This is a genomic window from Brevibacillus fluminis (genome assembly GCF_052072235.1).
Taxonomy (GTDB): Bacteria; Bacillota; Bacilli; order Brevibacillales; family Brevibacillaceae; genus Brevibacillus_D; species Brevibacillus_D fluminis_A.
Genome location: NZ_CM125436.1, coordinates 444,642 through 460,168 on the forward strand (window position 1 = coordinate 444,642; position 15,527 = coordinate 460,168).

At 53.4% G+C, this 15,527-nt stretch carries 14 protein-coding genes; 8 read left to right on the forward strand and 6 right to left on the reverse strand.

Annotated features, from left to right (window positions below; translation table 11 throughout):
* Positions 1–67 precede the first annotated feature (67 nt).
* The 6 genes from ACTID9_RS02585 to ACTID9_RS02610 all read left to right on the forward strand — a co-directional run bounded on the left by ACTID9_RS02585 (position 68) and on the right by ACTID9_RS02610 (position 6,645).
* On the forward strand, positions 68–1,447 hold the full coding sequence (locus ACTID9_RS02585) for a sigma-54 interaction domain-containing protein (RefSeq protein WP_441069704.1): 1,380 nt from the start codon (positions 68–70) through the stop codon (positions 1,445–1,447).
* Between the two features lie 140 nt (positions 1,448–1,587).
* Positions 1,588–2,787 (forward strand): FAD-dependent oxidoreductase, encoded by a 1,200-nt coding sequence (locus tag ACTID9_RS02590; RefSeq protein ID WP_441069705.1) that lies wholly within the window; start codon positions 1,588–1,590, stop codon positions 2,785–2,787.
* Between the two features lie 29 nt (positions 2,788–2,816).
* A complete protein-coding gene (locus tag ACTID9_RS02595; RefSeq protein ID WP_441069706.1) occupies positions 2,817–3,428 on the forward strand; it encodes a hypothetical protein in 612 nt (203 codons plus the stop codon).
* 16 nt (positions 3,429–3,444) lie between these two features.
* A complete protein-coding gene (locus ACTID9_RS02600; RefSeq protein ID WP_441069707.1) occupies positions 3,445–4,866 on the forward strand; it encodes a rhodanese-like domain-containing protein in 1,422 nt (473 codons plus the stop codon).
* Positions 4,867–4,955: 89 nt separating this feature from the next.
* On the forward strand, positions 4,956–5,996 hold the full coding sequence (locus ACTID9_RS02605) for an ATP-binding protein (RefSeq protein ID WP_441069708.1): 1,041 nt from the start codon (positions 4,956–4,958) through the stop codon (positions 5,994–5,996).
* The gene (locus tag ACTID9_RS02610) at positions 5,974–6,645 is read left to right on the forward strand and encodes a response regulator (protein WP_441069709.1); all 672 of its coding nucleotides are present in this window, start codon (positions 5,974–5,976) and stop codon (positions 6,643–6,645) included. The genes ACTID9_RS02605 and ACTID9_RS02610 overlap by 23 nt, the downstream gene beginning before the upstream one ends.
* A 161-nt stretch (positions 6,646–6,806) precedes the next feature.
* Here the strand turns inward: ACTID9_RS02610 and ACTID9_RS02615 are convergent, their stop codons facing one another.
* A complete protein-coding gene (locus ACTID9_RS02615; RefSeq protein WP_441069710.1) occupies positions 6,807–8,456 on the reverse strand; it encodes a M20/M25/M40 family metallo-hydrolase in 1,650 nt (549 codons plus the stop codon).
* A gap of 67 nt (positions 8,457–8,523) precedes the next feature.
* Positions 8,524–9,264, reverse strand: a complete 741-nt coding sequence (locus tag ACTID9_RS02620) for an IclR family transcriptional regulator (RefSeq protein WP_441069711.1) — start codon at positions 9,262–9,264, stop codon at positions 8,524–8,526.
* Positions 9,265–9,770: 506 nt separating this feature from the next.
* Here ACTID9_RS02620 and ACTID9_RS02625 point away from each other — a divergent pair.
* Entirely contained in the window at positions 9,771–10,439 is a 669-nt protein-coding gene (locus ACTID9_RS02625; protein WP_441069712.1) for an MOSC domain-containing protein, read from the forward strand.
* Positions 10,440–10,524: 85 nt separating this feature from the next.
* Here the strand turns inward: ACTID9_RS02625 and ACTID9_RS02630 are convergent, their stop codons facing one another.
* The gene (locus ACTID9_RS02630) at positions 10,525–11,301 is read right to left on the reverse strand and encodes a divergent polysaccharide deacetylase family protein (RefSeq protein WP_441069713.1); all 777 of its coding nucleotides are present in this window, start codon (positions 11,299–11,301) and stop codon (positions 10,525–10,527) included.
* 11 nt (positions 11,302–11,312) lie between these two features.
* Entirely contained in the window at positions 11,313–12,410 is a 1,098-nt protein-coding gene (locus tag ACTID9_RS02635; RefSeq protein ID WP_441069714.1) for a hypothetical protein, read from the reverse strand.
* 197 nt (positions 12,411–12,607) lie between these two features.
* Here ACTID9_RS02635 and ACTID9_RS02640 point away from each other — a divergent pair, with 197 nt between their 5' ends.
* Complete coding sequence (locus ACTID9_RS02640; protein ID WP_441069715.1) at positions 12,608–13,327, forward strand: N-acetylmuramoyl-L-alanine amidase family protein; 720 nt, start codon at positions 12,608–12,610, stop codon at positions 13,325–13,327.
* On the opposite strand, the gene ACTID9_RS02645 is transcribed toward ACTID9_RS02640, so the two are convergent.
* Both ACTID9_RS02645 and ACTID9_RS02650 read right to left on the reverse strand, forming a co-directional pair.
* Positions 13,324–14,721 (reverse strand): ATP-binding protein, encoded by a 1,398-nt coding sequence (locus ACTID9_RS02645; RefSeq protein ID WP_441069716.1) that lies wholly within the window; start codon positions 14,719–14,721, stop codon positions 13,324–13,326. The two genes, ACTID9_RS02640 and ACTID9_RS02645, sit on opposite strands and share 4 nt — an antisense overlap.
* A gap of 24 nt (positions 14,722–14,745) precedes the next feature.
* Positions 14,746–15,432 carry a response regulator transcription factor gene (locus ACTID9_RS02650; RefSeq protein ID WP_441069717.1) on the reverse strand — a complete coding sequence of 229 codons (687 nt, stop codon included), beginning with the start codon at positions 15,430–15,432 and terminating at the stop codon, positions 14,746–14,748.
* Positions 15,433–15,527: the final 95 nt, after the last annotated feature.

Genomic DNA, 15,527 nt, shown 5'->3' on the forward strand with positions numbered 1-15,527 from the left:
AAACCAAGACTTCCAGCGCGCATGCTATAATAAAAAGAATGAGGGCGGTAAGGTGGAGGTGGCCGTGATGGGATCGCTCATGCATGACTGGGCAGACGTATTCGATGCCGTTCATAACGATATGATTATTACGGATGGCCGCGGCGTGGTCGTCTATGCCAACAAGGTGTCAGAAAAGCTGTATCTGATCCCGCGCGAAGAAATTATCGGTAAGTCCGTTTATGAGCTGGAAGATGCCAAAATTTTCTCTCCTTCGATAACCAAAATCGTATTGAAGGAAAAGAAGAAGCAGACGCTGATCCAGGAGACGAAATCCGGCGCAAAAGTGCTGGTGACGGCGAATCCGATTTTTGACGAGAACGGGGAAATCAAATGGGTCGTCAGCTATTCCTATGACGTGACGGAGCTGCTCCACCTGAAGGAACACGTCAGCCAAATGGAAGAAGATATGAAAAAGGTGCAAGATGAACTGAATGAGCTGCGCCTGCAAAAACATCTGGAGGACGGCATGGTCGCTTCCAGCTCGGCGATGAAGCAGGTGAAGCAAGCGGTTGAGAAAATCGCTGATTTTGACGTAACGATCCTGCTGACCGGAGAATCGGGTGTCGGAAAAAACGTAATCGCCCGGTTCGCCCATGAGCATAGCAGCCGCAAAGACGCGCCGTTGGTTGAAATCAACTGTGGCAGCATACCGGAGTCGCTATTGGAATCGGAGCTGTTTGGATACGAGCCAGGTTCATTTTCCGGCGCTCAGCAGAAAGGGAAAAAAGGCTTGGTGGAGGAAGCGGAGGGAGGCACGCTCTTTCTCGATGAGATTGGGGAATTGCCGCTGAACCTGCAGGTGAAGCTCCTCACGCTGATTCAACAGAAACGCTTTTATCGGATCGGTGGCACCAAGCCGCTTCAGGTCGATTTTCGGCTGATCGCCGCAACGAATGTCGACCTGAAGGAACGGGTGGATGCGGGGACGTTTCGCAAGGACCTGTTTTTCCGGCTGTCCGTGGTCCCGATACACATCCCGCCCCTTCGCGAACGGCCGCAGGACGTGTATGCGATGATCACCGCCTTTACCATACGGTTCAATGCACGCTATCAAAAGGATAAAAGCTTTGACGAACAGGCGATTGAAGAGCTGCTGCGCTACCGCTGGCCAGGCAATGTGCGCGAGCTGGAGAATTTGGTCGAGCGGCTTATTCTCACATCGGAGGGAAAAAAGATCGGCGTGGAGGATCTGCCCGAAGCGATGCGAAGCAGCGGGATCAAATCATGGAGAGCCCAAGAAGGAAAGACGCTGGAGCAGATGATGGAAGAGTACGAGTCCCACATCATCCGCAATGCGTTTGCACAATACAACAGCACGCCCAAACTGGCCCGCTATCTGGGCATCAGCCAGACTACTGCGGTGCGCAAAGTGCGGAAGTATGTGCATCAAAAACAGGAAATATAATGGACTGTCGGTATCGTGCCGATGGTCCTTTTTTTCTTTGCAAAAGTAGGGGGAATCCCCTATGGGCTTCAAAAAAGCGCTTACAGTACACTAAGGCTACATCAGTAACACAGGCATACCTCCAGCGAAAGGGGATTTTTATGGCAAATAAGATGCATTACACCGTGGCCATCGTGGGGGCAGGCAGCGCAGGGGTCTCGGTCGCGGCCCGGCTGATTCGCGGGGCGGGCAAGCTGCGCGGACAGATCGTCATTATTGATCCTGCCGCCAAGCATTATTATCAGCCGCTTTGGACGCTAGTGGGCGGAGGGGCAGCCAGGAAGGAAGTTACCGAACGCGATCAAGCCAGCGTGATCCCGGACGGGGTGGATTGGCTGCAGGAGTCGGTGGAGCTGTTCTGGCCTGAAGAAAAGTGGCTCCAAACGCTCGAAGGGACGAGGGTCAGCTATGACTATCTGGTTGTTGCCGCCGGCATCCAGATCGATTGGGACCGGATCAAGGGACTCAAGGAAAGCATCGGCAAAAACGGCGTTTGCAGCAACTACTCTTATCAATACGTCGACAGCACGTGGGAATTCATTCGCTCGTTTACAGGGGGGCATGCGATTTTTACCCAGCCGAATACCCCGGTGAAGTGCGGCGGCGCGCCGCAAAAAATCATGTACTTGGCGGACGACTATTTCCGCAAGTCAGGCGTGCGCAGCAAATCGCAGGTGACGTTCTGCTCGGCGAACGCCAACATTTTCGCGGTGAAAAAATACGCGGATACGCTGGAGAAAGTGATTGTGCGCAAACAGATCGATACCCGCTACCGGCGCAATCTGATCGAAATCAAGCCGGAGACAAAAGAAGCGGTGTTTCAGCATCTGGATACCAATGAGCTGGAAACATTGAAATACGACATGATCCATGTGACGCCGCCGATGCAGGCGCCCGATTTCATCGCGAAAAGCGCATTGGCCGATGCGGGGGGCTGGGTTGATGTGGACAAATTCACGCTCCAGCACAAACGCTATGACAATGTGTTCGGGATCGGCGATTGCAGCAATTTGCCTACCTCCAAAACAGGTGCAGCGATCCGCAAGCAGGCACCGACCGTCGCGCTGAATTTGCTTTCGCTGATGAAGGGCGAACCGCTTGCAGCCGAATATGATGGGTATACGTCATGCCCGCTGGTTACGGGCTACAACAAGCTTGTATTGGCTGAATTCGATTACAACCTGACGCCGCAGGAATCATTTCCGTTCGATCAGTCGCAAGAGCGGATGAGCATGTACCTGCTGAAAAAAGAAGCGCTTCCGATCATGTATTGGGACGGCATGCTGAAAGGGCTCATGTAAAACCGCCACAAGTGAAAGGAGGCAGGCATATGGAAATCGCACAGCAACAAGGAGCGTTTCCCGACGCAACCAAGCCGGAGGCCGAACGGACGAATGCCGCATTGCTGCAGGAGCTTGCCGATCCGGCCGTTCAGGATTCGCTGGTCGAGCTGATTCGCAAGCTGCCGCGCATTGCAGCGGCGGTGAGCACGGCGGAGCGGGGGATCGAGCTTGTTTCTGCCGTAGCGGGCGACAAGGCGACGCTCTCCTCGGTCGCAGAACGGATCGATCAGGCGTGGACGAAATTGAATATCGATCACGAAACGTTGGATGCCCTCATTACGCTGATCGAAAAGCTGCCAAAGCTGGTAAAGATGATCACGGTGTTCGAGCAGCTGTACGACACGGCAGAAGCGGTGCTATCGGATAAGCAATCGATGAATCAATTGCTCGGCGATGTGAAGGAGCTAGCATCCCCCGTCACCCAGCCGCTGGAAGAAGGCATTTCCGTCTTGAAAGAGGCAAAGGCGCGGGCAGAAACGAGCACACAGCGGTTTTCGCTCTTTGCCGTCATGCGCATGCTGGGCGACCCGACGGTCCAGAGCGGGCTGCGTTTTACGCAATCGCTTCTGGATGTCGTAGCTGAAAGGAAAAAACCATAGAGGAGGAAGCTTTACCATGCTGTTGCGTTATTTTTACGATGAAAAACTGGCGCATGCGTCCTATTTGGTCGGGTGCCAAAAAACGGGAGAGGCGATCGTCATCGATCCATCCCGCGACATCGCTCCTTATCTTGCGGTTGCGAAAGCGGAGGGCGTCCGGATTGTCGCCGCGACGGAAACGCACATTCATGCTGATTTCGTCTCCGGGGCGCGGGAATTGGCTGTCGGTCAGGGAGCAAAGCTGTTTCTCTCCGATGAAGGGGACGAGGAATGGAAATATCAATACCTGACCGGTCTGCCGCATCAGTTGCTGAAGGATGGGGACCGGTTCGCGATCGGCAACATCTGGTTCGAGGTGATGCACACGCCTGGGCATACGCCGGAAAGCATTTCACTCGTGCTGACGGATAAAGGCGGAGCCGCTGATCGACCGATGGGGATTTTCACCGGAGACTTTGTGTTCGTCGGCGATGTGGGCCGTCCGGATTTGCTGGAAAAAGCAGTCGGTGTGAAAGGCTCGGCAGACGGCGGGGCGCGCCAGATGTTCCAGTCGCTCAAACGCTTCAAGGAGCTGCCCGACTATTTGCAGGTGTGGCCGGCACATGGCGCTGGCAGCGCGTGCGGAAAGGCGCTGGGCGCAGTTCCCTCCTCGACGGTCGGCTATGAGAAGCTGTTCAACTGGGCGCTTGCAATCGATGAGGAAGAAGCGTTCGTCGCTGCGCTGCTTGACGGTCAGCCTGAACCGCCCGCCTATTTCAAATATATGAAACTGGCCAACAAAAACGGACCAGCGTTGCTCGCCGATCTGCCGAAAACAGAACAGCTGGCGGCGACAGTCGAGACGGTTTCCACGCTGCTTGCTAACGGTGCCGCCATTCTGGATACGCGCGCGAGTAGCCACTATGCCAAAGGGCATATCGAAGGGACGTTCAACATTCCCTATAACAAATCGTTTACCAGCTGGGCCGGCTGGCTGGTCGATTACGAGCGGCCGCTGAACCTGATCTGCGAGCCAGGGCAGCTGACAGGTATGCTGCGGGATTTGCGCGCGATAGGAATCGACAACGTACCCGGCTTCATCGATTTGACGGTGTATGACCGCTATGCGGAAGCAGACGTTCAGCTGGAGGCATACGAAGAGGTGGACCCGGCCCAAATCGCCGCCCAAGTGGAGAGCGGGGATGTCTGCGTGCTGGACGTGCGCAATCAGAGCGAATGGAAGGAAGGGCATATTCCCGGTGCCACCCATATTATGCTCGGGACGCTGCCAAGACGGCTCGCGGAGGTCCCGGCGGAGAAACCGCTCGTGGTACAATGCCGCTCCGGCGCCCGCTCCGCAATGGCTTGCAGCATCCTGCAGGCGAATGGACACAAACGGGTCATGAATTTGACCGGGGGCATCCTGCAGTGGGCGAAAGCCGGTCTGCCACAGGTGTAAAAAAAGCGCAAACAGAAGGCAGGGATCGGCGGCTTCAGCCAGAAGCTATTGTGAGGTGGACCACTTTGCCAACTGAGGATGTGCGGAACATGCAGCAGAAAGATTATTTGAAGCAAGTGTTTGACCATTTGCAGGACGGCATTATCATCTTCGATAAGGAACGCACCATTTTGGCGATCAACCCGTCGGCAGAGAAGCTGACGGGTTGGCAGCTGGGCGGCGCGGTACCGTACTGCTCGTTTTGCCAGACGCGCGAGGTCCCGCCGGGCGAGGAACGCTGTTACCTGGTGGCCAAGCGGGAAGTCCCGTATTTTTTATCGTCCATGCCGACGTATGAGGGCCATTACATCGATGTCGAGATGAGCACGGCGGTCATGTACGAAAATGAGGAGCAGCATCAGCAGGAAGTGCTGCTCGTTCTAAAAGACATGACGGTCAAGAAAAAAGAAGAAGAGGCGCGCATTTCCAAACTGCTTCTGCACAAGACGCTGGAAGCGCAGGAAAACGAGCACAAGCGACTGGCACAAGAGCTGCACGACAGCGTCGGACAGTCGCTTTATTCCATATCGGTCGGGCTGCAGGCGATCCAGGCGCAGATCGACCGCGATGAAGCATTCAAATCGTACATGGGCGAAATTGTCCACGAACTCGACAAGGTCGTCAACGACGTGAAGCTTTACTCGCTGCAACTGCGGCCGCACAGTCTCGATCAACTCGGCCTCGTGCCGACAATCAGCAATCTCATCCACAATCTGAACAAAACGCACGCGTCCAACATTCGCTTTGTCCAAAACATGGACAGCCTGCGGTTGAAGCCGTTATTGGAAATCAATTTGTACCGGGTGACACAGGAGGCGCTCCACAATGCCCTGAAATATTCGAAGGCTGATGAAATCGAAGTTTTCCTCCGTTGGGAAGACGAAGGGCTGACGCTTGCCGTTCGCGATCGAGGCGTCGGTTTTTCCCGCGAAGCGATTCAGGAAGGCTTGGGCTTGAAGCATATGGAGGAGCGGGTGAGCCAAATGAACGGCCAATTGACCATCCGATCTGCACCTGGGGAGGGAACTGAAATTATCGTGACCGTTCAGGAACGGGAGGGATTTGACAGTGATCCGCGTTCTATTGGTTGATGACCATACGATGGTACGTAAAGGAATTCGCATGCTTTTGCAGGCTTATCCCGATGTGGAGATCATCGGCGAGAGCCATGACGGCAACGATGCGATCTTGAAGGCGGCGCAGCTATTGCCGGATGTCGTGTTGATGGATTTGTCGATGCCGGGCGGTTTGGACGGGTTTCGCGCCAGCCGGGAAATCCATAAGCAGCAGCCGAAAAGCAGGATCGTGATTTTGACGATGTTCGACGAGGAGATTTATATTCAGCAGGCGGTGCAGGTCGGGGCATACGGCTATATTTTGAAAAACAGCCACGGCGAGCTGCTGATTGAGGCGATCCGGAATGTCCACCAGGGCAAACGTTTTTACAAGACATCGATCGCCGACGAAAAAATCAGGCAGTGGATGGGACAGCAAGAGCAGGCGAACATCGCGAATCAGCGCAGCCGCGTGCTGGGCTCCATCTTGACCGATCGGGAGACCGAGATCGTCCGCTTGATCGCGCTCGGGTATGCCAACAAGGAAGTGGCGGACAAGCTGATGATCAGCGTCAAGACGGTCGAAAACCATAAGACGAATATCATGCAAAAGCTGGAGATTACGACGAAGCGCGAATTGATCCAGTTTGCGCTGCGCAATCATTATCTGGATTTAGCGCTGTAACGGTTAACGATAATGAGTTGTTTTGTATCTATGGTAATGATGTGCCATCTCACAAACGTTGCTGCAAAGCCGTTTTCTGTAAGAGTCCCACCCGTATACGCTCTCCACGTAACAAAAACCCCCGCTTTCCGGACATCGCGCCGAAAGCAGGGGTTTTTCGCTTATATAATGGAAGAAACCGAAGCTTGCTCGGTAAACAATTTGCGGATGCACACCCGGAGCATATCCGGCAGTTTCACGAAAGCAAAGTCGGTATCCAGCCTCTCCGTCCATTTGTGCGCATCGCGGCCCACTGGCCCCAGGTTGAGGACCGGCACATCAAAGCGCTCGAGCGCTTCCAGCGGCACGCTGTAGCCGCGGTTCCACAGCGGCATGTTGGTGGTGAGCGGCGTCAACGTGGAAGCCGGATGCTGCAAGCCGACATAGCTGAGGTCGGAGATGCCGCCGAAATAGTTTTGCTTTTTCAGCTCCACGCCATGCTGCTCGTTCGCATACGCGATCATGTCGGACACGACGGACGAAATCAGCGGATTGCGGCGCGAGCAGACCGCAGGGTAGTAAGGCGGCGCAAAGAACAGCACGATCATCGGGGACAGCTCTTTGCAAAGGATCGCGAGTTCATCGACCAGGTTGATGGAGACATCGCGCTCATCCTGTTTACCCGCATTGTTCAGCACGTCTTGGCGGATGCGGTCCACATGCTCTTCGCCGTATGTTTCATAGGCGTATTTCAGCAGTTCATCGTACGTAAAAACATTCACGTTGATATCGGTCGGCGTAAAGGAATCGAGCTGGGCATAGCGCTCGGCATTGGCTGCATACGATTCCTTGATTTGCTCGGCTGCCATCGTAGCCAGGCGGCGCATCCCGGTGACGATTTCCTCCATCGTCCATTCGTACAAAAAGAGGTTAAAGAGCGTGACGGACCGGTGTGGAATCTGCACCGAGTAGTCTTTTTTCAAGCTTTTTAAAATTTGGTTGGTCGGCGGAGGTGTAACCTCGTTCTCGACACGTTCGCAAAACGCAGTATTGAGTTCCATCATCGTCGTGATGTGGGACGACATGAAATTGCCGTTCAAGCCTGCCAGCGGCTCGCCCACGTGGGTTTCTTTTCCGTAGCAGAGAAAACCGGGCATGACTTTGCCGATCGAGCCGTTGTAAATGTACGCATTGCGGTCGCCCGGATAGCGGGTGAACATCGGCTCGGAGTTAAGCACGGTTTTGTAGTTCAAGTCGAATTTTTCCGCCCATTCCAGGAGCAAAGGCACAGCCGCTTTCATCCCGACGGAGTTGACTTCTTCATCAGGAACGGTGAGCAGCAGCAGGTTGCCGTCAAAGCCGCCGTCACAAGCTTCCTCGATCAGCGACATATGCAGGGCGAGGCCGCATTTCATATCCATGGTGCCGCGGCCAAACAGCCAGTCGCCTGTTTCCAGATCTTCCTGGACGTCAGCCGGCATGTCTGCTTTGTTGGCGCGGAACATCTCGCTCAATTTTTTCGGTGCAAAAGCGAATTCCTTCCAATTTCCATAGTCCTCCACATCGACCACGTCAAAATGGCTGACCAGCACGATCGTGTCTTTCGTTTCCGGCTTGTTTTTGACCAAGGCGGTGACGAAATAACGCCCATCTCCGGTTGGATGTGCGTGGAGATGCTCAGGATGCTGCTGGAAATAGGGGAGCGACTGCAGCTGTTCGACCACATAGCGCGGGAAGGCGATTTCCGCTTCGGAACCGGTGATGCTTGGGATGCTAACCAAATTGCAGAGCAGATCAGTCATTTGTTCTTTTGTAGACCATTTGTAAGCCATGATGAGCACCTCTTCTTTTTTATATTTCCACATAGTGAAAAACGTTTCCGTTGGTTGGATAAAAAAATTACGGCGTCTTGCCGATTTTTTGTGAAATTAGCTGGGCTGCGTCCTTCACCTTTTCAATCAGGTAGGCGAGCCGCTCGTCCGTGATCTGGTAGCTGAGTACACCGATGCTCAAAGCGCCGACCACTTTATTTCCATAGCCGATGATCGGAGCGGCGATGGAGGCAGTGCCTTCCGTTCGCTCACCATAGCTGATGGCGTAGCCTTGCTGTTTAATATCACGCAACTGATTGTACAGCTCCAGTCGTTTCCCTTCAGCCGGAATCAGCTTTTCAATCGTTGCGGTCATTTCGCGTTCTTCAAAGTTGGCCAAAATCGTTTTGTTGCCGGCTCCAATGTGGAGCGGAATCCGTATGCCGAGATTGTCGATGATCCTGACCTTGAGCGGACTATCGACGCGCTCGATGATGATCGCGTCTGTGCCGTGGGGAATATTGAGATACGTGCTCTCTTTTACCTCCATTGCCAGCGCTTCCATAATGGGGCGAGCGACAACGCGGTAATCGACATTCTCCAGCAGCCGCAGCCCGATTTCCATCCAGAGATGCCCTGCTTTGTATTGTTTGGTGTCGGCCACCTGTTCGACCAACCCATGCTGAATCAATGTGCTGATAAGGCGATGGACGGTGCTGATCGGCAGCTTTGTTTTTTCGGCAAGATCAGAGATGGACCAATGGAACCTGGTTTCATCCGAGATTAAGGCTTGCACGATCTGCATGGCGCGGTCTATCGATTGAACCATGTGCTGCCTCCTTCCCAGAGGATGAGTATGAATGAGGTCTCGCCACTTTCATTTAACAGAAGGCTCTTTTCGCAAACATTGTTGTTTTTATTGCGAATACAGAAACGTACGTTCTATAATGGGTATAGAAAATCTATAGGGTTTTCGACTTACCGTGAATGAACGCTTCGCTTGACCTAACACGTCAGGCACTCACGGCTTTCTAAAAGCAACAAACTTTTAGAAATGAGCGTAACAGAAATATAGCTAAATTGTAAACTATTAAATTGTTACGTGAAGTCATTGATAAGAAAAAATCTCTCTTAACCAGATTATAACCTATAATTCCGTATTGTGAAAATAATTCTACAATGCGGAAAAAGTTGCGGAGTAATCTGCCAAGGTGCGGGCACTCCCAATTATGAGCTGGCGCTGGAACCCCCTTCTCCAGGTAGAGGGGTTTTTTCGATCAATAATTTCCTATATACTGGAATGCAAAGGTGTAAGGAAGGGGAGTCAAGATCGCCATGGAGATCGTTTCCATCAATGTGGGGCAGCCCACCACGATGACGTATGAAGGGAAAGAGCTGGAGACAGGCATTTTTAAGCAGCCTGTCGAGGGAGCTGTTTTTTTATCCAAGCTGAATTTCGCCGGTGACGGGCAAGCCGACCTGAAATTTCACGGGGGCGTCGACAAGGCCGTCTGTGTCTATTCCCATGAGCATTATCCGTTTTGGGAGCGGGAGCTGAACAGGCCCATGTCATACGGGGCATTCGGTGAAAATTTGACGGTGACCGGGATGACGGAAGACCTCGTATGCATCGGCGATACGTACCAGTTGGGTGAGGCGGTCGTGCAGGTGACGCAGCCACGCCAGCCTTGTCATAAGCTCGCGAAGCGTTACGACGTCGCGGATATGCCGGTGAAGGTGCAAAACGTAGGGTTCACCGGCTTTTATTTCCGCGTGCTCCAGGAAGGTCATGTTTCCAAAGAAGATCGCCCGGTGCTCATCGAGCGTCATCCGGCCAAACTCAGCGTGGCGTTCGCCAACCAGATCATGCATCACGACAAGAAAAATCAGGAGGGCATCAGACAGCTGTTGGCTGTGGAGGAGCTGTCCGCAAGCTGGCGCAAAACGTTAAGCAATCGTTTAGAAGGCAACGAAGTCGATACGAGCGCCCGTTTAAACGGTTGATTAATGGAGGGTACCGGGAAAACAAGTTCATGTAAAAAGACCGCATCCACGTGTCCAATCGACACAAAGGTGCGGTCTTTTCATGCTATTTCACACTGAGTCGACTGGCAAACACAAGCTCCGCACGTTGTTTCAAGCGGGGAATGCTTTTGCGCAGCACATCGGCTGTCTTTTTGCCAGGCGGCCCCACATGGCCGATTGCGATGTAGTTTTCGTCATTGCTGTTCAGATAGTTGCACAGCAGATCCATCTGCTTGGAAATATGGTTATAGGTATAAACATCGTCAAAAAAGAGCCGATTCATCATGTACGGGACGCCCATTTCTTTTGCCAGGGCAGGAATTACGCTTTTATGGGTCGTCCGGCTGTCGAGAAACATCAGCCCTCGTTCCTTGCAGACGGTAAGGACGACGCGCATGACCCGTTCATCGGCAGTCGCCTTTGAACCCATGTGGTTGTTGATGCCGATTGCATGGGGGACATCGTCGATCGCAGCCTGTACCCGCTTGCGGATTTCAGCATCGGACAGATCCGTCGTAATCGCGCCCGGGCCTAACCAGCTGCGCTTTCCTTTGACAGGCTCCATTGGCAAATGGACGAATACCTCGTGGTGTCTGGTATGTGCCAATTCGGCATCTTGCTTGGTGGAAGGCATGAACGGCATCACCGCAACCGTAAGCGGGATGGGCAAGTCAAGCATTTCCTTGGTTCCATCCATATTGTTGCCGAAATCATCGATCACGATCGCCAGCTTTTGCACAGGCGTTTCGCCGTGAGCGGCTTGGTGAAACGGAAGCAGGGCAACCGCCAAAAGTCCGCAGCTCACGATCAGTCGACTGCAAATTCCCTTTTTCAAACGCATACACCTCCCTATTACTTTCCATCCAGGCTGATGCATGTAATTTTCCAGCGGCTGCCTGGCGATACGCGTTCCAACCGAAACGTCCAGGTTGTTTTTTGCTCGCGTCTGCCGACCCATTTGCAAGAAAGCTCTACCGGTATGGTGGCGACCAAAAGGTCCGGGTTGCGATTTTGCCACTCTTCGTTTTCCCGTTTGAATGTTTCCAGCTCATCGGGTGGAAACGGCATCTGAAAATCGTTGGCCGTGGTCATCAGCTGTGTCGAGCGGTCATGCTCATGCAGCGATGTGAGGAATATATCGACCACGCGCATGGGCGTCGCTTGCATCAGCTCCTGCTTCAGCTTTCCTGACGCTTTCAGGATCATCAAGCTGTGGGAAGGATCAGGCTCATTGCGTCGATGGGTGGAGCTTCCTTGAAAATGAATGCAAAAATGGCCAGGGAAGTTATTTCCGGCAATTGCGCCTGCTCCATGAGGCATCCCGTGCATGGAGGCGGCGTATGTATGACCGTCGATGGTCAACAGAATCGCCCGGCGTTTCCAGCTCCATTTCCCATCGTAAACCCGCTTCATCGTAGCGGTATCCTCACTTGTCAGAGGCTGCACGTCAGCATGGTTGCTTCCGGCCCGGCGCTGGACATGAAACGATTCGCCCGTTTCAAGGTCTGTCACAGTCGCGAAATCCATCCGGGCAAAATCATCTTTGACCTTTGCCCAATCGAGCGGTTGTCCGTAATGCGCGTTTTCTGCGACATCGACCCATTTCTCGAGCTGCTTGCGCACGGCATTCGACAGCACGAGTTGGGTTTGACGTGCAGGTTCAAACAGTTGGGAATAGGAGTCGAAGACAAACTCCCGATCGCCGATTGTAAGTTGCGCACGCGGAAGCTCGGGCTGCACCTTTGCAGCAACCGATCGGCTGCGCAAAATTCGTTTTGCCAACGAGGCAGGCTGCTTGATCTCCAACGTGGTGCAAAAAGGGGAGTCCGGCGATGTGGTTACGGTAATGATGCTGCTTGGCGCTTCCTTCGCGCCGACCATGACAGGGGCGAACAGCAGCAAGGTCAGGCAGAACAGGGACGCGCACAGCTTTTTGGCAGTCATGGTCATTGGATGAATCACCTCTGCCGTTTAGTATGTGCAACTGCAGGGAAACAAAACGACCTCATCCGTCCGCGTTTCATGATGGTGGACAGTAAAAACTGGATGCCTGATATTGAATGAGCCGATTAAAAGCGATTCACACTATCACGTGAATGAATGCAAAGGGGAACGTGAAGATGCCCCGCCAAGAGGAAGGGAATCGGATGAAGCGATGGAAACGCAGTGTCAAGATGATGCTTACCGGCTTGGCAACAATGGTTGTTTGTCTCGGGTCAATGCAGCACGCACATGCTGACGGGTTCCATTTGCCGATCGATATCATGATCGATGTGGGGCATGGCGGCATCGACAGCGGGACGACCTACGGCAGTATTGAAGAAAAAGACATCAATCTGCAAATCGCCATGAACGTGTATAAAATGCTGAAAGCGAGAGGCTACAACGTATTGATCAACCGGACGGGCGATTATGCACTCAGCGATGACAACGAATGGCTGCACAGCCGTTCCCGCCATATTCGCGATCTTGCCCAGCGCAAGGAATTGGCCGTGGAAATCGTCCCTCAAGTTTTGATCAGTCTTCATGTCAATTGGGCCAATAACCGGAGGGAGTCAGGTCCCGTGATTTTGTATCAAAAACGGGGCCAAAGCTATTTGCTGGCCCATGTTCTTCAGCAACGATTGAATGGATTGTATCAGTCGAATGAGACGCCGCGAACAGGGAAGACCTATTACTTGCTCAATCGTACGGAAAGCCCTGCGGTGATCGTGGAAATGGGCTTTTTGAGCAATAAGTCCGATCGGGAACGCCTGACCACCCCAAAAGGGCAAAAAGAAATTGCCGCAACGATCTGCGAGGCTGTCCGCGAGTATCTGGTACTCTGCGGCAATTTGCAGGGCAGCGAAAAGAGGGATGCCCATTAATCAGCATCCCTTGCCAACACAGGCAGTTCGACATGAACAATCGTCCCCCCTGATGCGGAGCGTCGAATGGAAATTCGGCCTCCGTATTCTTGTACAATCGACTTGGCGATGGGCAAGCCGAGTCCGCTGCCCCCGCGATGCCGATTGCGTGATTTATCCACACGGTAAAACCGCTCGAATACGTTCTCCATTTCTTCCTCGGGGATGCCAATCCCCGTATCCTCAACAAGCAAATGTACCCACCCTCGTTCCGTCGTCGCCGTCAACGTAACTTCTCCCGTTTCTGTATACTTGCGCGCATTGTCCAGGAGAATATCCAACAGCTGCCTGATCTTCGGCGGTTCCATTGCCATGGCGATTGGCTCTGTCCAATTGATGGACAAGCGGAGATGCTTGGGAAACGTCGACGTCCACACATTGCGAATCTCCTTGAGCAGCGGGACCATCGACTGCATCTTTTTCCCGTCGTCTTCGCCGATCTGCGACATGTGCTGGAATTTGGCCAGCGAGAGCATGTCGTCGATCAACGAAAAGAGACGGGAACATTCATGGTCCATGGCGATGAGCGCTTCATCCCGTATCGCCTGATTTTCTTTCCCCCAGCGATGCAGCAGCCTGACATAGCCGTCGATGATGGCGAGCGGCGTGCGAAATTCATGGGAAGCGTCCGCGATGAATTGCTGCTGCTTTTTCATGGCTTCCTCCACGCGGTCGAGCAGCGAGTTGAACGCGCGGACCAAATCATTGATCTCGGCAGACGTGCCATGCGCGGGGAGGCGGGTGGAGAGATGGGAGGGACGGATTCTCCGGATATCGGTAATCAGGCGATCGAGGGGAGAGAGCCCGACCCGTGCGAGAAAATAGCCCCCGAAGCTGGAGATGACCAGCGTCACAATCGAGGCCACGCCCAGCATCAAGAGCAAAATGTGCAAGTACGGATCAAGCAGCTCGTTTTCCTGTTTGACACGGATCGTCAGTGGAGGGTGAGCCCCGTCCAGTAAAATCGGCGCTTCTCCGATCAGTTGGGCAGGGAGGCCTTTTAGCGGGTCGGTCACCCAGTCAGGTCCGATGACAGAGGCGAGGCGCTTTCCTTCGTGATCGAGCAAAATGATCGCTTGCTGCTTGGTTGCATAGTTCGTCAGCAGCTGTTTCACGTAATTGGCGTCCAGGTACTTGTCCTCGGTCAGCTGTGTTTTCAGGTCAGCCGCGATGGCCTCAGCCTTTTGATCGAGCAAATGCTGCTCGTGTATGTAGACCAGCTTGGAAGTGCTCCAGTATATGAATGCAGTGAGAATCATCAAAAGGACCATCATGCCCGCAACAAAGAGTAGCGTCAAACGCCATTTAAGCGAAAGGCGGAGCAGCTTTCTGATACCACCGGTCGTGGAGGTCATCGCCATCATCCTTTCTTGTTTGCGTTACACCCGCATCGTATAGCCTACACCGCGGATGGTATGGATGAGCTTGACCGGATGGTCGGAGTCGATCTTGTTGCGCAAATAGCGGATGTAGACGTCGACCACGTTGGTGTTTCCCATGAAATCAAACCCCCATACAGCCGAAAGCAGCTGCTCGCGGGATAAGGCTTGTCCAGGGTGCGTCGCCAAATAGATCAAAAGCTCGAACTCACGGGGAGTGAGGGACACCTCTTCTTCGTCGCGGAAAACTCGGCGGGAATGAGGCTCGATGGTCAACGTATCCATCGTGATCAATTCCACTTCCTCAGACTGGGGCTTGCGCAAATTGACGCGAATGCGGGCAAACAATTCCTCGATGGCAAAAGGCTTGGTCAAATAATCATTCGCTCCGCTGTCCAGTCCCGCCACTTTGTCCGGCACCTCGCTCCGCGCCGAAATCATGATGATCGGGACATCCTTGACCTCGCGGATGCGGCGGCAGACCTCCGTGCCGGATAGGCCGGGAAGCATCACATCCAGCAGGATCAGATCGTACGGCTGATCGAGCGCCTGCTGCAAGCCAGTGGTGCCGTTATGCTCCAGGTCGATTTCATACCCCTCGTTTATTAATTCGAGTTGCAGGTAGCGAGCAAAGTTTTGCTCGTCTTCCACAAGCAATAGGCGACCTTTTCCTTCAAGGGATGTCATCTCCTTACACCTCATCCATCAGCTGTAAATTCTCATCAAATTCTCATGAAATTCTCGTTAGAATCTTAGTTTTCGGCTGTAACATGTCATTTATA